At 70.3% G+C, this 19,304-nt stretch carries 21 protein-coding genes and 2 pseudogenes; 16 read left to right on the forward strand and 7 right to left on the reverse strand.

All coding sequences use genetic code 11. The annotated features are described in order from the left end of the window. The first annotated feature begins 113 nt into the window (after positions 1 to 113). From NBZ85_RS33735 to NBZ85_RS11195, 3 genes and pseudogenes are all read left to right on the forward strand, one after another. Positions 114 to 248, forward strand: a complete 135-nt coding sequence (locus NBZ85_RS33735) for a hypothetical protein (protein WP_438803075.1) — start codon at positions 114 to 116, stop codon at positions 246 to 248. Between the two features lie 99 nt (positions 249 to 347). Continuing rightward, positions 348 to 749: pseudogene (locus NBZ85_RS33095) on the forward strand (DUF4158 domain-containing protein); the annotation flags it as partial. Positions 750 to 1,305: 556 nt separating this feature from the next. Beyond that, positions 1,306 to 1,890 (forward strand): annotated as a pseudogene (locus NBZ85_RS11195) (recombinase family protein); the annotation flags it as partial. Positions 1,891 to 2,034: 144 nt separating this feature from the next. On the opposite strand, the gene NBZ85_RS11200 reads toward NBZ85_RS11195, so the two are convergent. The 3 genes from NBZ85_RS11200 to NBZ85_RS11210 are packed head-to-tail and all read right to left on the reverse strand — an operon-like array spanning position 2,035 to position 5,559. Then, entirely contained in the window at positions 2,035 to 2,460 is a 426-nt protein-coding gene (locus NBZ85_RS11200; RefSeq protein WP_261561907.1) for a hypothetical protein, read from the reverse strand. Then, positions 2,453 to 4,174 carry a CHAT domain-containing protein gene (locus NBZ85_RS11205; RefSeq protein ID WP_261556066.1) on the reverse strand — a complete coding sequence of 574 codons (1,722 nt, stop codon included), beginning with the start codon at positions 4,172 to 4,174 and terminating at the stop codon, positions 2,453 to 2,455. Before NBZ85_RS11205 ends, NBZ85_RS11200 begins: the two co-directional genes overlap by 8 nt. A 29-nt stretch (positions 4,175 to 4,203) precedes the next feature. Further along, on the reverse strand, positions 4,204 to 5,559 hold the full coding sequence (locus NBZ85_RS11210; protein ID WP_261556065.1) for an MFS transporter: 1,356 nt from the start codon (positions 5,557 to 5,559) through the stop codon (positions 4,204 to 4,206). Between the two features lie 678 nt (positions 5,560 to 6,237). Here NBZ85_RS11210 and NBZ85_RS33740 point away from each other — a divergent pair. Further along, positions 6,238 to 6,609: a multinuclear nonheme iron-dependent oxidase gene (locus NBZ85_RS33740; RefSeq protein ID WP_261561908.1), complete on the forward strand. Its 372-nt coding sequence runs from the start codon at positions 6,238 to 6,240 to the stop codon at positions 6,607 to 6,609. Here NBZ85_RS33740 and NBZ85_RS11220 read toward each other — a convergent pair. Beyond that, entirely contained in the window at positions 6,596 to 7,807 is a 1,212-nt protein-coding gene (locus NBZ85_RS11220; RefSeq protein WP_261561913.1) for a beta-ketoacyl-[acyl-carrier-protein] synthase family protein, read from the reverse strand. The genes NBZ85_RS33740 and NBZ85_RS11220 overlap by 14 nt on opposite strands. A gap of 227 nt (positions 7,808 to 8,034) precedes the next feature. Here NBZ85_RS11220 and NBZ85_RS11225 point away from each other — a divergent pair, with 227 nt between their 5' ends. Next, a complete protein-coding gene (locus NBZ85_RS11225; RefSeq protein ID WP_261561909.1) occupies positions 8,035 to 9,177 on the forward strand; it encodes a hypothetical protein in 1,143 nt (380 codons plus the stop codon). Positions 9,178 to 9,328: 151 nt separating this feature from the next. Beyond that, positions 9,329 to 9,883: an alpha/beta fold hydrolase gene (locus NBZ85_RS11230; RefSeq protein WP_261556062.1), complete on the forward strand. Its 555-nt coding sequence runs from the start codon at positions 9,329 to 9,331 to the stop codon at positions 9,881 to 9,883. On the opposite strand, the gene NBZ85_RS11235 is transcribed toward NBZ85_RS11230, so the two are convergent. Beyond that, on the reverse strand, positions 9,849 to 10,739 hold the full coding sequence (locus NBZ85_RS11235; protein WP_261556061.1) for a helix-turn-helix domain-containing protein: 891 nt from the start codon (positions 10,737 to 10,739) through the stop codon (positions 9,849 to 9,851). The genes NBZ85_RS11230 and NBZ85_RS11235 overlap by 35 nt on opposite strands. Before the next feature lie 312 nt (positions 10,740 to 11,051). Here NBZ85_RS11235 and NBZ85_RS11240 point away from each other — a divergent pair, with 312 nt between their 5' ends. The 6 genes from NBZ85_RS11240 to NBZ85_RS11265 all read left to right on the forward strand — a co-directional run bounded on the left by NBZ85_RS11240 (position 11,052) and on the right by NBZ85_RS11265 (position 15,326). After that, a complete protein-coding gene (locus tag NBZ85_RS11240; RefSeq protein ID WP_261561914.1) occupies positions 11,052 to 11,621 on the forward strand; it encodes a TetR/AcrR family transcriptional regulator in 570 nt (189 codons plus the stop codon). A gap of 63 nt (positions 11,622 to 11,684) precedes the next feature. Next, positions 11,685 to 11,972, forward strand: coding sequence for a putative quinol monooxygenase (locus NBZ85_RS11245; protein WP_261556060.1), 288 nt, complete (start codon positions 11,685 to 11,687; stop codon positions 11,970 to 11,972). 278 nt (positions 11,973 to 12,250) lie between these two features. Further along, positions 12,251 to 12,694, forward strand: a complete 444-nt coding sequence (locus tag NBZ85_RS11250) for a MarR family winged helix-turn-helix transcriptional regulator (RefSeq protein ID WP_261556059.1) — start codon at positions 12,251 to 12,253, stop codon at positions 12,692 to 12,694. Then, complete coding sequence (locus NBZ85_RS11255) at positions 12,691 to 14,145, forward strand: MFS transporter (protein ID WP_261556058.1); 1,455 nt, start codon at positions 12,691 to 12,693, stop codon at positions 14,143 to 14,145. Before NBZ85_RS11250 ends, NBZ85_RS11255 begins: the two co-directional genes overlap by 4 nt. Continuing rightward, positions 14,138 to 14,728 (forward strand): cysteine hydrolase family protein, encoded by a 591-nt coding sequence (locus NBZ85_RS11260; protein WP_261556057.1) that lies wholly within the window; start codon positions 14,138 to 14,140, stop codon positions 14,726 to 14,728. The genes NBZ85_RS11255 and NBZ85_RS11260 overlap by 8 nt, the downstream gene beginning before the upstream one ends. Positions 14,729 to 14,849: 121 nt before the next feature. Further along, on the forward strand, positions 14,850 to 15,326 hold the full coding sequence (locus NBZ85_RS11265; protein WP_261556056.1) for an NAD-dependent epimerase/dehydratase family protein: 477 nt from the start codon (positions 14,850 to 14,852) through the stop codon (positions 15,324 to 15,326). A 38-nt stretch (positions 15,327 to 15,364) separates the two neighbouring features. Here the strand turns inward: NBZ85_RS11265 and NBZ85_RS11270 are convergent, their stop codons facing one another. Together NBZ85_RS11270 and NBZ85_RS11275 are read right to left on the reverse strand one after the other, a co-directional pair. Further along, positions 15,365 to 15,718: a GNAT family protein gene (locus tag NBZ85_RS11270; protein ID WP_261556055.1), complete on the reverse strand. Its 354-nt coding sequence runs from the start codon at positions 15,716 to 15,718 to the stop codon at positions 15,365 to 15,367. A gap of 183 nt (positions 15,719 to 15,901) precedes the next feature. Next, a complete protein-coding gene (locus NBZ85_RS11275) occupies positions 15,902 to 16,594 on the reverse strand; it encodes an IMP cyclohydrolase (protein WP_261556054.1) in 693 nt (230 codons plus the stop codon). A gap of 111 nt (positions 16,595 to 16,705) precedes the next feature. Here NBZ85_RS11275 and NBZ85_RS11280 point away from each other — a divergent pair, with 111 nt between their 5' ends. The 4 genes from NBZ85_RS11280 to NBZ85_RS11295 all read left to right on the forward strand — a co-directional run. Then, positions 16,706 to 17,263 carry a cysteine hydrolase family protein gene (locus NBZ85_RS11280; RefSeq protein WP_261556053.1) on the forward strand — a complete coding sequence of 186 codons (558 nt, stop codon included), beginning with the start codon at positions 16,706 to 16,708 and terminating at the stop codon, positions 17,261 to 17,263. Positions 17,264 to 17,440: 177 nt separating this feature from the next. Continuing rightward, positions 17,441 to 17,863: an amidase family protein gene (locus NBZ85_RS34020; protein WP_261561910.1), complete on the forward strand. Its 423-nt coding sequence runs from the start codon at positions 17,441 to 17,443 to the stop codon at positions 17,861 to 17,863. Continuing rightward, complete coding sequence (locus NBZ85_RS34025; protein ID WP_261561911.1) at positions 17,844 to 18,632, forward strand: amidase family protein; 789 nt, start codon at positions 17,844 to 17,846, stop codon at positions 18,630 to 18,632. Before NBZ85_RS34020 ends, NBZ85_RS34025 begins: the two co-directional genes overlap by 20 nt. Before the next feature lie 229 nt (positions 18,633 to 18,861). Further along, positions 18,862 to 19,304, forward strand: a 443-nt coding sequence (locus NBZ85_RS11295; RefSeq protein ID WP_261561912.1) for a MarR family winged helix-turn-helix transcriptional regulator, incomplete at its 3' end; no start/stop codon positions are given.

Below are 19,304 nucleotides of genomic sequence, written 5' to 3' on the forward strand. Positions count from 1 at the left end.
GGACATCACCGCGCCGTCGTCACCGAAGCCCGGTAGCGGGCCCTGCGAAGGCAGGTACCGGCAGGGCCACCCGCGGCGGCCCGCCGCCGTCGTCGACTGGTCAGACTGGGTGGGTGGGCCGCAGTCGCGAGATCGCCGAGTTTCTGCGCAGTCGCCGCGCCCGGGTCACCCCCGACCAGGCCGGGCTGGCGGCCGACCCGCGGGGGCGGCGGGTGCCGGGTCTGCGCCGGGAGGAGGGGTTCCGGTAAGAAACGTGTCACCAGGTGCAAACCCGAGTGATCTTGAGTCGTGTCTCTTTGTGGGCGCGGGCTGTTGGTGCCCGGCACACGTGGCCATGATGTTTGTCCGTGGCCCGGTCGCTGGATCTCGATGAGCTCGTCGAGCACTGGACACTGCTGGATGACGAGCGAGAGCTGATCGCTGGCAAGCGCGGGCCGACGCGGCTTGGCTTCACGGTGTTGTTGAAGTTCTTCACCCAGATGGGCCGGTTCCCACGGGGTCGTAGCGAGGTGCCGGACGAGGCTGTCGAGTATGTGGCCCGCCAGGTCGGCGTGGAGCCGGGTGACATGGGTTTTTACGAGTGGACTGGCCGCACGATCGAGTACCACCGGGCGCAGATCCGTGAGTACCTGGGCTTCCGGGAGTGCTCGGTGGCCGACGCGGACACGCTGACCGAGTGGCTGGCCGGCCACGTGTGCGAGACGGAGCGCCGCTCGGAGCTGGTCCGCGGCGAGCTGCTGGCGCGGTGCCGCGCCGAGCGGATCGAACCGCCGGCCGCCGGGCGGATCGACCGGATCGTGCGGTCCGCGTTGCACCAGGCCGAGCAGACGCTGACCGCCCGGGTCGCCGCTCGGCTGGCCGCCGTCGTCGCCGGCCGGCTGCGCGCCTTGGTCGCCGTCGATGTGCCGGACGACGACACTGGTCAGGACTCGGTGCTGGCGTTGATCAAGTCGGTGCCGGGCAACATCAGCCTGGACTCGATGCTCACCGAGATCCGCAAGCTGCGCGCGGTCCGCGCGGTCGACCTGCCCGACGGGCTGTTCGGCGACGTCGCCCCTCGGGTGGTCGCGGCCTGGCGGGCCCGGGCGGCGGTGGAGTCCCCGTCGCACCTGCGCGACCACCCCGAGCCGCTGATGCTGGCGCTGCTCGCGGCGCTGTTGCATCACCGGCACGGGGAGATCACCGACACGCTGGTCGAGTTGCTGATCTCGACGGTGCACCGGATCGGCGCGAAGGTCACCGAGGAGCTGGTCAACGCGTTCAAGCGGGTGACCGGCAAGGAGAACATCCTGTTCGCGATCGCCGAGGCGTCACTCGCTCGAGCGCCAGATCGACGCGCTCACCGCCGCCGGCTGCCGGCGGATCTTCGCCGAGAAACAGGCCGGCCGCGACACCGACCGCCCAGAGCTCGCCGCCTGCCTGGACTTCACGCAGCCCGGCGACACGCTCGTCGTCCCCGCGCTCGACCGGCTCTCCCGCTCCCTGCAGGACCTGATCACCACGGTGGGGGACCTGCGCCGACGCGGCGTCGGGTTCACCTCCCTGCGCGAGAACCTCGACACCACCACCCCGGGCGGGCGGCTCGTCTTCCACGTCTTCGCCGCCCTCGCCGAGTTCATCCGCGAACTCATCGTCGCCGGCACCCGCGAAGGCCTCGCCGCCGCCCGCGAACGCGGCCGCGTCGGCGGACGGCCCACCGTCGCCACCCTCGAGATCATCCGCGCCGCCCGGGACATGCTCCCCAACCCCGAGGCCAGCGTCACCTCGATCGCGAAGCTCCTCAGCGTCAGCCCCGGCACCCTCTACAACCACATCCCCGACCTACGCGAACTCCGCGCCGCCGGCCGGGCCCACCACGAACTCACCGCCGCCGAACCACAAGCCAGCTAGATCATCGCCGTTTGCGGCTGGTGACACATTTCTTACCGACATCCCGAGTCGTCCGGGCGGAGTCAGTGCCCAGAGCGGTCCAGGGAGTGCAGCCGGTTGGTTTCGGCGCGCTCTTACTCAGGGTCGATGTCGGCCTGGCGGGAGTCAGTCTTGGCCGGGCTCCTGCCAGCGACCCGAGTCCGTATTGAACGTCAGAGTGACGCCGGGCCGGAATGCGCCTGGTTCCAGCAACCTGATTGCCTGCAAGGCCGCCGTTCTTTGCTTCTCAGCGTTGCTGCCCCACAGTAGGTAAACGTCGAGGTCCTCCAGGTACACGGTCCGGTTCCTGCGCCCGGCGAAGGCCCGTTCCAGGAAAGTATTTAGCTGAGGCGCGGCGACCTCGGCTGCTTTCTGCAGGAATGGCTTGAGCAGCGCGATCACAACCGGGGCATACGGCAGCAGTTCTTCCGCGCCCATCTGGACTGACAGGTCCTCGAGGTCGGCCCCGAGCGGACCGGCCGCCGCCTTCAGCTGGTCGATTTCCTCCGCTGTTAGGCCGTTGAGATCCACGTACACCGTGTTCTCACGCATCATCTGTCTCCTCGCCGTTGGTTTCCAAGTATCCGCTGCAGGTGAACGCCGCCCAGTCCGCCGGATGGGCGAACGGCCGCACCGTCTCGTCACCGCCCAGCAGGTAGTAGGCGTCGGGATAGGTGTCGTGCAGTTCCCTACGGGACGCCTCCCGCAGCCAGTTCTGCGCCTCGGCCAGTGCCTGCGCAATGGGGACTCCGCGCAACAGCTCGTCGTGCAGCCGGCGGATCAGCAGCGCGGTGGGGATGTCGTCCACCTTCCACTGCCCGGCGACGACGCTCGCCACGCCAGCCTGGTGCAGGGCGAGTGGCAAGCCGATGATCTCGTCGGTCATCCGCGGGTCGAATGCCTGCGACTCGCAGGCGCTGAGGACGACCAGCCGGGCGGTGCACCGGGCCTCGACCAGCAACACGCGGACGGTCAGGTCGCCGTCGCTCAACTGCAGCGCACTACAGAGTGCGTCTTTCAGCACGGCTTTGCCGTGGCAAATCAGTTGAACGACGTCGGTCGTATGAAGCGCCTCCACAACGTGCGCGATCGTTGCTTCGGGGTCGGCGCGCACCCGTCCGGCGTACCTGCTTAGGAACCAGTCGATCTCCCGGCCGGCGCGGGGCAGTTTCAGCTCTCTGGGTTGCGACTTCGGGACAGCGCAGACCCGTACGTTCGCGGGCCGGCTGAAGGATTGCTCGGCGGATCCGGTCAGCGCCCGCGCGTACGGGAGGTGCCACACCGGCGGGCCACCCACCGTCAGCAGTGCCGCCGCCACGGGGAGCGCTCCGGTCGCACCGATCGCGATGAGACCAATCGGCTTGCCGCGCAGATCCGGACACTCGCGCAGGAGCTCAGTAAGCGGCTGCAGAGCGACCTCGCCGAGCCAGTGCACCGTCTCGGCGACAGCCGCACGCCAGTCCAACCGCTTGAGGCGCCGCGAAGGGTCGGTGAACCGGTTCTGCACGACGGCTACCCGCTCGGTGACGGCGCCGGACGTCAGCTCTGGGAGCAGGATCATACGAGGTTCACCGGTTTCGGTGACGAGCAGCGCATAGCCCGACGCGATGGCGGCACCGAGATACACCAATGGCGCTACCGCTGCCGACTGTTCGACGAGCGGGTAGGTGATCGGCTTCAGGGAACGAACCGGGCTGCCGGTCACATCCTCGATGCGCCGGTGCAAAAAGTCGACCCGGGCACTCGCCTGATGCAGCTCCGTGAGGTGCCCGGTCCGGAAGGCCTGGCCCCCGACCACTACATCCGCGGGACGCGGGGTGGAGGCGCCGCTGTACTGACCGCGGTAACGATCACCCAGCTCGGACAGAACGGAGATGTAGTCGTCGAGCAGGGCGGTGTTCCCGGTGGCGTGGAGTTCGGTCCGTAGGTCGGCGTCGAGCCACCCGGTGAGGCGGCCGAGCAGGATCGCCCGGGACGTCTCGACGGCGAGCACCGCGTCCCGCAAGCGGCCGACGACGCCCAGCCAGTAGCCCGCTTCGGTGGGGATCCCCTCGTTGCCGATCAGCAGTCGTTCCCGTTCGGCGAGGATCAGTGGACCCTTTGCCCGCTGGGCCACCGCGATCGTGCGGTAGTAGAGGGCCTCCGCCCGATCGTCCGGCCTACCGTGGTCGAAGGCCGCACGCAGCCAGCCGTCGACGGTGCCGACGAGGTCGAAGACGGTGTCCTCGGCGCCCTCGTCAATGACCGCCCGGTAGCGCTCCGCCATGGTCGGCGGCTTTCGTCGGCGCAGCCACCTCACGCTTCGAAGCCGTACTCGATAAGCAGCGCACGGGCGCGTAGACCGATCGGCCCCTTCCGGCGGGCCAGCCGACGCAGTAGCACACCGGCCTCAGCCAGCCGGGCCTCTGCTTCCGGGCCGCCCCGCTCGGCAGCGTTGCAGAGGCACGTCGCGAGAGACAACCGTGTCTCGTCACCGCGGTCCAGTGTGACGGCTTTACGGCAGAGTGCGATGGCCTCGGCGGTCCGGCCCTCGGAGACCAGCGGTGGCCCCCAGCTGAGCATCAGACCGAGTTGCGCCAGGTCGGCGGCCGACGGGGTGGTGGCCTGCTGGACTGCTTCCTGCTGCGTGTCCAAGGCCCGCTTCGCGTAGGTGATGTCGTCGCGGGCCAGGAACAGGTAGAACTGTGCCCGATGGCTCAACAAGCGGACCTCAAGATCCAATTTCTCGAGATCCAGTTCTTTTGCACGGCGAAGACAGGAAGCAAACAAATTCTGCGCCTCGGCGTACCCCTGCGGGTCACGGGTCTGTTCGGCGGCGAGACTCATTGCATTGACAAGGTCGTCGGCGGCCAGCACCGCGATAACGGGGTCAAGAGCTGGATCCTCGATCGTGCGCCTCAGAGTATCGAGCGCCTCCTGCAACTCATGGCCGTACCCGAGGCCCAGAGCGAGCAGCACGCGCGCCCGGGCCCGGTTCAGCTCGGTGATGGCGCGTCGGTCCGCCGCTAGTTTCCGGCCGCTCAGTGCCCGTGTGCAGTCCGCGATCACGGCGCGGGCCTCGTCCGGGGTCGACACCCGGACGATCGAGAGGGTCATCTGGAGGGAGCCGATCATCCGCTGGCTCTGTTGGGCGTAGACAGCACCTGACAGGAGAGTGAGGACCAGACCGGCGACGATCGTCGCCGATAGGCGCGGGTGCCACACGAGATGCGTTAGCAGAGCGCCGAGCCCGCCGACGGTGACGGCCCACAGCCCAACGATCAGGAACCTGCGCCGGCCGGACGGCCGATCGGACCAGACCGTGTCGGCGTAGACCACCGATCCGAGGACGATGGCGACGGTCCCCACACCCGCAACGATGAGGGCCGTCGCCGTCGAGCCGAACAGAGCGCGACCTAGCAAGGCGAGCACCACGAACCGAGCCGCCAGCCAGGCGAGAATCTGGGGTAGACGCCGCTTCAAACGGCTGCTCTTCCAACGGCTGTCGCGGAACAAGCACGTCACCCCCCGGTGTGGCCTTTCACTCACCATACTGACCGACAGCACCCGGCCGATCGCGACGCCGGCGGCCATGCCCGCCTGCCCGCCCTCAGCGTCGTTCGTATCGGCCCTGATCGCGCAGGCCGGTTCACGCTCGTCCTGGATCCTCACTCACCTCTACCGATTGAGGCTGACGGTCGGCTTACGCAACGCGTGCTCGCCGACCGGGCGGTGCACGCGGCCCACACGGCCGGTACCACCGCGATGTATCTGGGGGCCGTGGCCATGCTGCTCCTGGGCGCATCCGGCGGATGGTCAGTCCTGAACCGGCGCCGGGGAACCGCGAGCCCGCGCCGGCGAGGCCGACAGACGGAACGGGTGGCAGGGAATCTCCCTTGGAGTGAAGGCGTTGTCGCCGGGCTCGTCGCCTCGGCGGTACGGGCCTTGGACCACCCTGACGACCAGGAACGCTACAGCGAGGAATGGCCGTCGACATGGCCGTGATCGCAGGCGGATGGCGGCAGCTGTAGTGGGCGCTCCTGCTGTGCCTGGTCACCTCCCACGGCATCCGCAACGCCCGCCCGGTCCTACAACCACATCCCCGATCTACGCGAACTTCGCGCCGCCGGCAGGGCCCGCCACGAACTCACCGCCGCCGAACCACAAGCCAGCTAGATCATCGCCGTTTGCGGCTGGTGACACGCTTCTTACCGGCACCCCAACACGACAGCGGGGGGACGGACGGGCCTGCGCCCCGTGACGATCGCGGTGTGACGGGGGTGACCGGGTTCGGGGTGGGCTGGCGGCCGGAGCTGGCCGCGATGCTCGCCGAGCGCGCTGGGTGTGCCGGTGGTGGTGCACGGGATCGGGCTCTCGCTCGGCGGGTCCGAGCGGCCGGATCCGGCGAGGTTGCGGCGGCTGGCCGCCGTCGCCGAGGCTGTCAGTGCGCCGCTGGTCAGCGAGCATGTCGCGTTCGGGCGCGCGCACCGCGATGGGCTGTCCGAGGATGCTCGGGTCGAGCTGCTGCGCGCCCGTTGCGCCCGGCGCTGCCTGGTGGTGTTGGTTGACCGTGCGGCCGGGGGCCGCGCTGCTCGCGCTGCGTGCCCCTGGCCTGGGCACCGTCATCCTGCGCGCCCCGCGCTGAGCCCGGCCGGCTCCGCCGGGACCGGGCCGGCCGGGCTCGGCGCGCCGATCAGGCGGTCGTGGGTCAGGCGGTGGTGAACACGAGGGTGGCGTTGTGGCCGCCGAAGCCGAACGCGTTGGCCACGGCGGCGTGGACGGTGTCGTGGCGGGCGGCGCCGGTGACGACATCGAGTTTGATCGCCGGGTCGAGGCGGTCGAGGTTACGCACCGGTGGGATGACGCCGTCACGCAGGGCGCAGATCGCCGCGATCGCGCCGATGGCGCCGGCGGCGCCGAGGGTGTGGCCGGTCATCGACTTCGTCGCGGTGACCGCCGGGTGGGTGCCGATGGTGTCGGCGATCGCCTCGGCCTCGAGCGGGTCGCCGACCGGGGTGGAGGTGGCGTGGGCGTGCACGAGGCCGATGTCGGTGGGGGCCAGGCCCGCCCGGGTCAGAGCGGTGCGGATGGCGCGGGACTGCCCGGCGGGGTCGGCGGTGACGATGTCGAGGGCGTCGGAGTTGACCGCGGCGCCGGCGGCGACGGCGTGGACCCGGGCGCCGCGGGCGGCGGCGAAGGATTCCCGTTCGAGGATGACGATGCCGGCGCCTTCGCCGAGGACGAAGCCGTCGCGGTCGGCGTCGAAGGGGCGCGACGCCGCGGCGGGGTCGTCGTGGCGGGTCGACAGGGCCCGCATCTGCGCGAACGCGGCCAGGGGGAGGTTGTCGATGGCGGCCTCGACGCCGCCGGCGACGACGACGTCGGCGAGGTCGTGTTGGATCATCTCCATGGCGGTGGCGATCGCCTCGGCGCCGGACGCGCAGGCGCTGACCGGGGTGCGGGCGCCGGCGCGGGCGCCGAGATCGATGCTGACCCAGGCGGCCGGCCCGTTGGCCATCAGCATGATGATCGCGTGGGGGGACATCTTGCGGGCGTTGCCGGCTTCGACGATGCGGTGCTGGCTGAGGGTGGAGGCCACCCCGCCGTAGCCGGTGCCGATGACGACGGCGAGGCGCTGCGGGTCGACGTCGGGACGCCCGGCGTGTGCCCAGGCCTCGCGGGCGGTGACGATCGCCATCTGCTCGCAGCGGTCGAGGCGGCGGCTTTCCTTGCGGGGCAGCGACGCGCCGGGGTCGACGGGCAGCCGCGCGGCGAGGCGGACGGGCAGGTCCCGGGCCCAGTCGTCGTCGAGGACCGTGACGCCCGAGCGGCCCGCGAGCAGCCCGCTCCAGGTGTCGTTGAGGTCGCCTCCGAGTGGGGTCATCGCACCGATCCCCGTGACCACGATTGTGTCGTGCACCACCCTGTCTCCCCTTCGTTGTCGTGGAGGCGCGGGACGGTCATGTCAAGGTCCCGCCGCCGTTGTCCGGGGTTCACCTTCGCAGCCGCGCCGTGCCCGGCCCAGCTCTGACACCGCTGAGGTCGGCGGCCTGTCCTTGTGGCTTTCCCACAACGACGCTGGCGGTCACCTCTCGATGTGGTCCGTCGCATCTGTGTCACGGTCGTATCTGTGTCACGGTGTTGGTCATGAGTCTGTTGGGGGACACGCTGGAAGCGATGTTCACCTGCGCCGAGCGGTGGACCTCCCTGCATGCCGAGCTTCACTGGCGGGTCGACACCGAGGCGTGCGCCGCGGCGCAGAAGGCGACGGATGTGGCGCGTGGACTGCCCGCCGTGATCTCCCCGCCCGGTGCACCCGGGCCGAGGCAGGCGCCTGCCGCGGTGGAACAGCGCCGTGGTTCCCTGCTGGCCACCCCGGGCTCGCTGCGGATCGACTGGCACGGCGGCGATGCCGTCACCGTGGTGCAGGGCGAGCAGTGGCGCCGGCGTCGCGACGGTGAGGTGCGGGGCTCCCTGCCGGTCGAGCCCGGTAACCGGCTCCTCGGCCTCTGGGTACCCGAGCTCACGCTGGTGCGGCCCTGGCAGGTCCTGTCCCGCCTGCGGCTGTCCGTGCGCGGCGCTCGGGACTGGGAGGGGCGGCGGGCGACCTGGCTACGCGGGGTGCCACGCGAGCCCCACCTGTTCCGTCAGCTCCACGGCCTGCCCGAGGGGGACGCCTACGACCTCGTCGTCGACGACGCCACCGGTCTGCTCCTGGAGCTGGTCGGCTGGTTCGGTGAGCGCGAGGTCGAACGGACCAGCGTGCGCGGCCTGCAGGTCGATGGGCCGCTCGATGTGGCCCGCTTCGACCTGGATACCGTCGGTGCCCTCGACGATACGGAACCGGCCTTCCACCGGGCGCGGCCGCTGGTCACGCTGGCCGGCGAGGTGGACTTCGCCCTGCTCGGCCCGCGTGACGAGGCCTACTACGGCAGCATCGACCCTGACCCTGACCCTGACGGGGACGGGGACGGGGACGGGGAGGACGGGATCGCGGTGGTGGCGCATCCCGCCGGGGGGCGCCCACTCGGCCGTCTGCTGTGGTTCGTCCAGTCTCGGGGGGCCCGGATGGCGGATCCGGCCGAGTGGGACGCGATCGCGTTGCCGGACGGCACCCCGGCGCGCTGGTGGTCGCCCGCAGATGACCCCGAGCAGGGTCATCTGCGGTTCGAACGGGCCGGCACCCAGGTCTGGATCCAGGGCCGCAACCACCAGGACATCCGTGATCTGGCCGCCAGCCTCGAACCGGTCGGGCCCGATGCGGGCGTCGAGGGGGTAGCGCCGAGGTAAGCCCAGAAGCCGCCAGTCGTGTCCGCGCAGCATCCGCATGACGGTGACGGGACGGTGGCGGCGGAGCTCAAACGCAACCTGATGTACGTGGATGTGGTCTCCCGGGGATACGGGCGGCGGCTGCTGCGACGGTTGCCAGGTCTTCGTCGGCATGTGGACCGGATACGCCCTCGCTGCCGATCACCCCGAGCGGGTGGGCCGGCTCGCCGTCGCCGACGCCATTATCCCCGGTCTCACGCCGACCCCGTCGGTCTTCAGCCCGGCCGCGGTCAACCAACGGCTCTGGCACTTCGGCTTCAACCGGCTCACCGACCTCAACGAGGAGCTGGTACGGGGGCGGGAGCGGCTCTTCTTCGGCTACCAGTTCGCCAAGAAGGCGGCCACCTCGGACGCGATCCCCGCGTACGCCGTCGACGTCTACGTCGATGCGATCGTCGCGGATCCTCGCGGGCTGCGGGCGAGCTTCGCGTACTACCGGGCGCTGGACGAGACGATCGCGCAGAACGAGCAGCGCAAGAAGACCCGGCTGACGCTGCCGGTGCTCGCCATCGGCGGCGCGCGGTACAGCGGCGCGATGGTCGCCGAGACGATGCGGCTGGCGGCCGACGATGTCACCGGGGTGGTCCTCGACGATTGCGGCCATTACATGGCCGAGGAGCAGCCGGCACGGTTTACCGAGATCCTGGAGGACTTCCTCGACAGATAGCTGCCGCAGGGTCCCGGCCGCGATGGGCGAGTCGCAGTTTGGTCTCGTCCGCGCTGCCGGGCACCGCGGTCATGATCACAATCTTGTGTTCGGAGTCACCTTCTGTCAACACGTCGCAGTCCACCGTGACCGGCCTGACGGAGGGGTGCTCGATCGTTTTATGGTCCTCACGATGAGCGGCCACCGTGCCTCTCGCCCAGAGTGCGGCGAACCGCTGGTTGCCCGCGCTCAGGTCGTGAATCAGCTCCGCCAGGCGCGTGTCGTGCGGGAAGCGGCCGGTGGCGCGGCGCAGGTCGGACACGACGGCGGCGTCGGTGGTGTCGCGGTCCGCTTCGGTCACCGGCCACCGTGCGAGGCGAGCGGGACCTGCACCCACCGGGAACCTGTCGCGGGCGAAATTGCGCAGCTGCGGTGGCAACGACGAGGGATCACCCAGCAGCGCAGCCCAACCACGGTTCCACCAGAGCAGCTGCCAATCCGCCGTGAACACGGCGACCGCGACATCTTCGAGCCGGGTGAGCACCCGGTGGACGCCGGGTGGGATGTGGCCGGAGATCGCGCCGTCCGCCGGCGGGACGAGGTGGGCCAGCCGGTACAGATGGTCCCGTTCGGTGATGGTCAGCTGCAGGGCACGCGCAAGGGACGCGACGACCTGCGCCGAGGGCGTCGTGGCTCGCCCCTGCTCCAGGCGCACGACGTAGTCGACCGACACGCCGGCGAGTTCGGCGAGCTCCTCGCGGCGTAGGCCGACCGCGCGGCGTGCCCGGCCGACCGGCAGTGCCGCGGCCGACGGGGGCAGCCGATCCCGCCAGGTACGGATCATCGCGCCCAGCCCGGCCCCGGGTGCCGTTGTCATGACACCCATTTTCCTGCATCTCCGGTCGTCGAACGCTAGGTCGGTGGTGGTACTGCTGCTCCCACCCCGGGCGGGAGAGTCCGAGCCGGTGCTCGAGGGAGCGGCCGAGCCGGTCGAGTTTGATTCCGAACGGACATCGGCGGTAGCCGCCGACCCGGGTCAGCGGCCTTGGGGCCAACGGAACGGCCGGTAACGCCAAGTACTTGATCTTGGACGCCTAGCACGGATGATCGGCCCGGTGCGGGGGTCCGGAGGAAGATCCCATGAACTGATGTACTGCGATCTACGCTAGGACGGTCGTACGAGTTGGAGGTGCTGATGCCTCGCGACACCAAGCAACGCATGACGGAGGCGGCGGCGTTGTCGTTGCGCCAACGGGGACTGGCTGCGACATCGTTCACCGACGTCCTCGCCGCGAGCGGCGCGGCTCGCGGGGCGATCTACCACCACTTCCCGGGAGGCAAGAACGACCTCGCCGAGCAAGCCGTCGCATGGACGGGTCGCCGAGTCCGGGCCGAGTTCGAGAGCATCGGCGGGGACGATCCGGACGCTGTGTTGCGCAGCTTCATCGAGCTCATCAGCCCTGTCGTGGCGAAGGCAGCAGGTGGTACGAGCTGCGCGGTGGCTGCTGTGACGGTAGAAGCGTCACCAGAGCAGCCCGCACTGAATGCTGCGGCGGATACGGCGTTCCGATCATGGATCGACGTCCTCGAAGCGCGACTCTGCCAAGTCGGAGCCGCCCCATCGCAAGCCAGCGCCACCGCACAGTTGATGGTCACGTTCCTGGAGGGGAGCCTCGTCCTGGCCCGCGCCGCCGGCACGGTCGCTGTCTTCGAGCAGAGCGCGTCGGCATTGCTGCGAGCCCTCGCCGAACAACCTTGACTAGTACGGGCATCCTAGTTATGGTTTTCTAGTATGGACGTACTAGTCCCCGGGAGTCACTTCATGACCGTTTCATCGGTGTTCGACATGCGCTTCTCGCCCGAGTCTGCAGAGGAGGGCGTGGACCTCGCGCTTGCCATCGGGGCTGACATGCCGGCAACCACGGGCTGCACCGGGTACGACGTCATCCGCGACCTGGCGGACCCCGGTCACGTTGTGATCGTCACTCGCTGGAACGCCCGGCGTGAGGGCGAAGCCGTACTCGGCTCCTACTTCCAGGATCCGAAGATCACCCGCGTCACCGAGCTGCTCGGCCACGTTCCCGCCGGGTTCCTTGGCGAGCTCGCCTGACAAGCAGTCTCCGGGCGAGACTGCACCCCTGAGCTGTTGCTCGACGATGCCCGCCACGAAGCCTCGTGGCGGGCATCGCTGCACCTGACGGGCTCCTCGCAATGTCAGGCCTCCACTACTCCGACCCCGGGGATCAGCGGAGGAAGTTGACGGTGGGACAGCGGTCGGCGGTCTCACCGCCGTGACGGTGCCGACCAGGGTCGCCTCGGTAGCGGTAGGGGGCGCAGGTCTGATCCGCGGGATTTGCCAGGGTCACCTGTTCAGTTTAGGCTGTCCATATGGAGTCACAGGCAACTCCCGCGGCTGCGGTCGCGGCTGCACAGGCGCTGCGAGTGATCTTCGGCCGGCTGCGACGGCGACTGCAGGACGCCTCCGCGGTCGGTGAGCTGACCTCTGCGCAGGCGTCGGCGCTGGCCCGGCTTGCGGCGAACGAGCCGTCCTCGACGAGCACGCTGGCCGGTGCCGAGCGGGTGCGTCCGCAGTCGATGGCGGCGACCATGGCCGCCCTGGAGAAGCAGGGCCTGGTCCGTCGCGAGGACGACCCCGGCGACGGTCGTCGCCAGCTCCTCTTCCTCACCCCTGCGGGCCGGGCGTACGCGCAGGGGGCCCGCGCCTCGCGGGAGGAGTGGCTGGCCCGAACGCTCGCGCAGCGTCTCACCGAGGACGAACTGGCGGTGGTCAACGAGGCGATGGTCCTGCTCGAACGGATCGTCGAGCCATGACGTCACCGGCCGGGTTTGATCGCAAGCTGCTGGCACCGCTGATCTCGGGCGCGGTCCTGAACCCGATCAACTCGACGATCATCTCGGTCGCACTGGTGCCGATCGGCGTGGCGTTCGGCGAACCGGCGTCGGCGACCGCGTGGCTGATCTCCTCGTTGTACCTGGCCACCGCGGTCGGCCAGCCGGTGGTCGGCCGGCTGATCGACACCTACGGCCCGCGGCGGCTGTTCCTGCCTGCCACCGCCCTGGTCGGGACGGCGGGGGTGATCGGCGCCGTCGCACCGAACCTCGGCGTGCTGATCGTCGCGCGGGTCATCCTCGGCTTCGGCACCTGCGCCGGTTACCCGGCGGCGATGCGGCTCATCCGCGACGAGAGCGAGCGGACCGGCCAGGACAGCCCCGCGTTCGTGCTCACGGTGCTCGCGATCTCCACCCAGACCATCTCCGTGATCGGCCCGTCGCTGGGCGGCCTGCTGATCGGGCTCGGTGGATGGCGTACGACCTTCGCCCTCAACATCCCGATCGCGCTGCTGGCCTTCGTCCTCGGCGCGCGCCGCTTCCCCAGGTCGACGCCGCCGGCCGGGCAGCCGTCGCAGTCCGAGCCGCCGACCGATCCGCAGTCCGAGCCGAGGCGCTCGCTGGATCTCGACGTGCTCGGGATGGGGCTGTTCGCCGGTACCGGTGTCGCGCTGCTGCTGTTCCTGATGCACCCGCGCGTGCAGGACTGGTACCTGCTTACCCTCACCGTCGCCGCGGCCGTCGCCTTCACCGCCCGCGAGCTGTCCCACGCCCGCCCGTTCATCGACCTGCGGATCCTCGGCGGCAACACCCCGCTGCTGGTCACCTACATGCGCGCGCTGCTGGCCTACGTCGTGTCCTACAGCTTCCTCTACGGTTATACCCAGTGGCTCGAGCACGGCCGCGGCCTGTCCGCCAGCCACGCCGGCCTCGCCACGCTGCCGCTGTTCGCGACCGGGATCGTCGTGTCGATCCTCACCGGGCGCCGCACGGCGGTGCGCGGCAAGCTCGTCGTCGCCGCCGTTGCCCAGATCGTCGGCTGCGTGCTGCTGCTGGCCCTGCACTCCTCGACGGCTCTCTGGTTGCTCGTCGTCGTCGCGCTCGTGTTCGGCATCCCGCAGGGACTCAACAGCCTGGCCCTGCAGAACGCCGTCTACCGCCAGGCCAACCCCGACGACATCGGCGCGTCGGCCGGGCTGCTGCGCACCTTCGGCTACCTCGGCGCCATCACCTCGTCGGCGGCCCAGGGCGCCTTCTACGGCCACGCCGCCGACACTCCCGGCCTGCATCACCTCGCGCTCCTGCTGATCGGCGTCGGCGCGGCGTTCCTGCTCATCACCGTGTTCGACCGCTCGTTGGCCCGAAGCACCCCCGCAGCCGAACCCCATCCCGGAACCGAACCCCGCTCCGAAAAGGACACCACCCGTGCCTGACCGACCGACCCTCGACCCCCGGCACACGGCGCTGCTCGTGATGGACTACCAGAACGGGATCGTCGCCCGGCTACCCCACGCCGAAGCGCTGCTCGGCCGCGTCACCGCCGCCGTCGACACCGTCCGCGGGCGCGGCGGGCACGTCGGCTGGGTGCGGGTCGCCTTCGACCAGTCGGACTTCGACGCCATCCCCGAGACCAGCATGTTCGCCGCCATCACCGCCGGTGAGGGGCGCTCGGCGCTGCACCTCGACGCGCCCGGCACCCAGCTCCACGCCCACCTCGAGCCCCAGCTCGGCGACATCGCGGTCCGCAAGACCCGGGTCGGCGCCTTCTCCACCACCGACCTCGACCAGCAGCTGCGCGCACGGGCAGTCACCACCGTCGTCCTCGCCGGGCTGAGCACCAGCGGCGTCGTCCTGAGTACCGTGCGCGAGGCGATGGACCGCGACTACCGGATCGTCGTCCTGCGCGACGCCAGCGCCGATCCCCACCCCGACATCCACGCCTTCCTCACCGACACGCTGTTCCCCGCGCACACCCACGTCACCAACGTCGGCGATCTCGACGCCCTGTGGGTGTGATCCGACGAGGACGGACCTGCCTGACCAGCAGTCCCGAAAGCCTTCATCCAACGGATCAGGTCGCGAAATCCGGTTGCCGGCAAGGGCCCATGGTCTTGCCTGTCGTGGCGTGAAAGTTTTGGTGACCGGTGACCGCGGTCTCGTCGGCGCGGCGGTGACGGCGACCCTGGCGGCGGTGGGGCACGAGACCGTGGGCTTCGACCTCGTCGACGGGCACGACGTACGTGACCCCCAGGCGCTTGGCCACGCCGCGATGGGGTGCGAGGGAATCGTGCACCTGGCCGCGGTGGACGAGCCGGTCGACGACCCTGGCCTGGCCGAGTTCGGACCGACCACTACCGGCACTGACGCGGCCGTGTTCGAGACCAACGTGCTCGGGATGCACAACGTGCTGTGGGCCGCCGAGCGCCATCAGGTGACGCGGGTCGTCACGATCAGCAGCGTCGACGTCCCCCGAAAGATCCTTCCCGAGGTTCCCGGGCGTGGGGACACCCGCTACGAATCCGACCCGTTCCTGGCGCTGCTGGACACCCGTCCCGCGCGCACGCTGCTCGGCTGGGCACCGCGCCACCGCTGGCGCGACGCCCCTCACCACTGACGTCCCGGACCCTGGGTTCGCCTGCCCTGGCGGAGTTGCTATGACCCTGAGGCTGGGCGGACGAACTGCACGATCGCCCATCCACCGTCCGTGCGCGATGTCCGCCCGCCGGGAACGAAACCGACCCGACGGTAGAGACGCAGCGCGCGATCGTTGTCGACTCCGGTCCACAGCTGCAGCCGTGCATAACCGCGGCCCGGTTCGGCCAGCAGCATGCCAACAACCCTCATACCAGCCCAGGCGACAAGCACCAGAGCATCCGGGGCGGCGAGCTTCACCCGCACCCCGGCGATCCGCGCAGCGTCGGGAAGCCGTCCCCGAGCACTGTTGGCCTCACGCCAGACACCCAGAGCGACGGGAAGATCATCACTATGCGCGAGACGAACCACCACCCGGTCTGGTCCCACCACAGGTTCCACGGGCTACAGGATCGCCGCTCCACCGGACGGCGCGCCCGCCGACCGGGCCGCCTCCCACACATCACCGGCGATGGTGGGCCACCGGCGCCGGGAGAACTCGTGACCCATGCCGGGGCAGGCGACCAGTCGGGCGTCGGGGATCGGGGATCTTTCGGCTCAGGGAGAGGTGTTGCGGATGGCGGCGTCGGCGAGCTGTCCCGGTGCGAAGACCGCGGCCGCCACGCGCAGCTGCGGGGTCAGCGCATTCCACACCTCGGCCAGCAGCGCGTCGCGGTCGGCCGCCGCGGTCCGCGTGTCGACGAACGGCTCCCCGGTCGCGACGTCGTGGCCGTCGCAGCGGTACGTCGTCATCATCACGGCGTCCCCCGGTTCCAGGTCGCGGACGGCGAGCATCAGCACGTCGGCCGCCGTCCTGGCGCCGCGGCTGCGGCGCGCGGCGCCGAACCAGGTGCCCCGCGCCGCCTGCAGATCCGTCGCCACGGTGATCCGAGGTGTGAAGATCGGCGGGTCGGGTTCGTAGTCCAACCCGTCGAGTGCTGCTGCCGGCGGCTGTCCCGCTTCCAGCCGGTCCGCCACCGCGGCAACCTGTTCTCCGTTGCCGAACACGAGCCAGCCGCCGCGTTCACGGGCAGCCACGTAGTGGCGCAGCGGATCGTGTGCGGCTGCGCCGGTCGCGGCGACGATCAGCTCTGCGTCCCGTCGCATCAGCGTGCGGGCCTGGGAGGCGGCGCTGCGTCCGGTGAGGAAGTACCCGCCGTGCAGCGCGCCGTCGAGGGTCCTCGCCCACAGCACGCCTCGCCCCGGATAGCGGTTACCTGCCAGGACCTGATGCAACGGGGCCACGGACATCCACGCTCCTGTGATCGGTCGGACGTGACGTCCGGGGTGCCCGGTCGCCGCAGGTCCGTCGGCGCCTAACCTTCATCCCGCGCAAGCACACCTGAACGAAAGGCGCCCGCCATGGCCCGCACCGCCCTGCTCGCGATGGACCTGCAGCTCCACCACCTCGCCCGCCTGCCCGCCGACTACCTGCCGCACGCCGTGCACGCACTCGGCACGGCGCGCGCCGCGGGCGTCCCCGTCATCCACGTGGCGCTGCGGCTGCGCCCCGGTCACCTCGACGTCCACCCCCGCAACAAGATCTTCGGTTCCCTTCCGTCCCACCTGTACACCGCCGACGACCCCGGCACCGCCATTCACCCCGATGTCGCCCCCGCGGAAGGCGAGACCGTCGTCTACAAGAACCGCGTCAGCGCCTTCGCCGGTAACAACCTCCAGCAGCTCCTGGCCGTCCAGGACATCGATCACCTCGTCCTGGCCGGCGTCTCCACCGCCGGCATCGTCCTGTCCACCGCCCTGCAGGCCGCCGACCTCGACTACCAGGTCACCGTCCTGTCCGACGCCTGCGCCGACCCCAACCCCGCGCTGCACCACACGCTCGTCACCGACGTCCTGCCCCGCCGCGGCGGGGTCGCCACCGTCGAGCAGTGGGCACACATCCTCAACGCCACGTTGTAAGGAGGTGGACCGGCCGTCTCACAGAACTGTCACAACTGGTCGGCGAATCGTCTGTGGTCGGAGAGCAGCATGATGAGTTGGGACATCTATCCCGTTGCGCGAAGCGGCATTTCATGACCTATTCCAGGGGTCGGTAGCGTCGGAATCATGGAGTGGAGTTTTCAGACGGCCGAAGAGTTGGCGGCCGCGTTGCGTGCCGGTGACGTGACCTCGGCGGAGCTGACCGACGAGGCGATTGCCCGTATCGAGCGGGACGACAAGGTGATCAACGCGATCTGCGTGCCGGACTTCGACCGTGTGCGGGCCGCCGCGCGCGGTGCCGACCAGGCGCGCGCCCGCGGCGAGGTCCGGCCGCTGCTCGGTATTCCGGTGACGGTCAAAGAATCCTACAACATGGCTGGGCTGCCCACGACCTGGGGCATGCCGCAACACCGGGACTATGTGCCGGCCGAGGACGCGGTACAGGTGGCGCGGCTCAAGGCCGCGGGCGCGGTGGTTCGGGCTGGCGGCAACCCGCGGCATGGTCGCGCCTCCCGCGCCGGCATTGCCGACCGACCTCGACCTCGCCGTCGTCGGTCCGATGGCGCGCGCTGCCCGTGACCTCACGCTCCTGCTCGACGTCATGGCCGGACCGGACCCGCTGACGCTCGGCAAGGCGCACAACGTGGCGCTGCCGCCCGCGCGCCACGAGCGCCTCGCCGACTTCCGGGTCCTGGTTCTCGACGAGCACCCGCTCCTTGCGACCGGGTCCGCTGTGCGGGCGGGCGTGAACCGGGTGGCCGCCGCGCTTGTCGACGCAGGAGCCCGCGTCGAACGGCACACTGCGCTGCTGCCCGATCTGACCGAAGCCGCGATGCTCTACACGCAGTTGCTGTTCTCGGGCTCCGTCGCGCGTTTTCCCGTCGAGGCGTACGAGCAGCTGCGGACCCGCGCCGCCGGGCTGAGCGCAGACGACCGGAGTCTCGACGCGGCGCGGCTGCGCGCCATGGTGTTCAGCCACCGCGACTGGATCGAGGCGAACAACCGTCGCGAGCTCCACCGCCACGGCTGGCGGCAGCTGTTCGCCGAGTTCGACGCCGTGGTGTGTCCGATCACGCCGACTCCCGCGTTCGGCCACGACCACAACCCCAATCCGCTGGAACGCCGGATCGACATCGACGGCGTCGAGTACCCGTACTTCGACCAGCTCGTCCTGGCCGGCCTGGCCACCATGCCGGGCCTGCCGGCCACCGCGATACCCGCGGGCCGGTCCCCCGAGGGCCTGCCGGTGGGAGTGCAGCTCATCGGCCCGATGTTCGAGGACCGCACCCCGCTGCGGCTGGCCGAACTGCTCGAGCAGAAGATCGGCGGCTTCCAGACACCGACGTAGGGCGTACCACCGGGTGTCCGTCGAGGATGAGGTGCGGATGACGAGCGAGGGCTGGGGCCTGGTCCTGACGCTCGCGGCCTGGTCCTAAGGATGTTGTCTTTCCACTGACCAGCGGGAACAACCGCCACGGCCCCTTTCCGGTGTATTCGGTTCCCACCCCAGCAGGTCCTCGGGCCGGACACCTCGACGATAGTAGCCATGCATCTAGTAGCCATGTACTGTTTCTGGGGTGGAGAGTGCAGGGGGTCCTCCGACGGCCGGCTCTCTCGTCTGGCGGCTGTCGTTGAAGTGGCGGGTCGCGGTCGACCGGGCGGTGGCGCCCCTCGGCCTGACGCATGCCAGGTACGTGCTGCTCAGTTCGCTGTACGGGCTGCGCCGCGGCGGGCAGGCGCCCAGCCAGCGCCGGCTGGCCGAGCACACCGGTCTGGAGGCGCTGTACGTGTCGAAGCTGGCCCGGGCGCTGGAGGCCGACGGCCTGCTCGCCCGCGACCGCGACCCGGTCGACACCCGCGCGGTGCGCCTGGTCCTCACCGACCGGGGCGTGGAGGTCACCCGCGGTGCGATCGACGTCGTTCAGGGGCTGCTCGACCAGCTGCTCGCCCCACTCGGCGGGCTGCACGGCGAACGCACCGACGCGTTCGTAGCCGACCTGACCACCCTGCTCGCCACCCC

The organism is Frankia tisae, assembly GCF_025403405.1.
GTDB lineage: Bacteria > Actinomycetota > Actinomycetes > Frankiales > Frankiaceae > Frankia > Frankia tisai.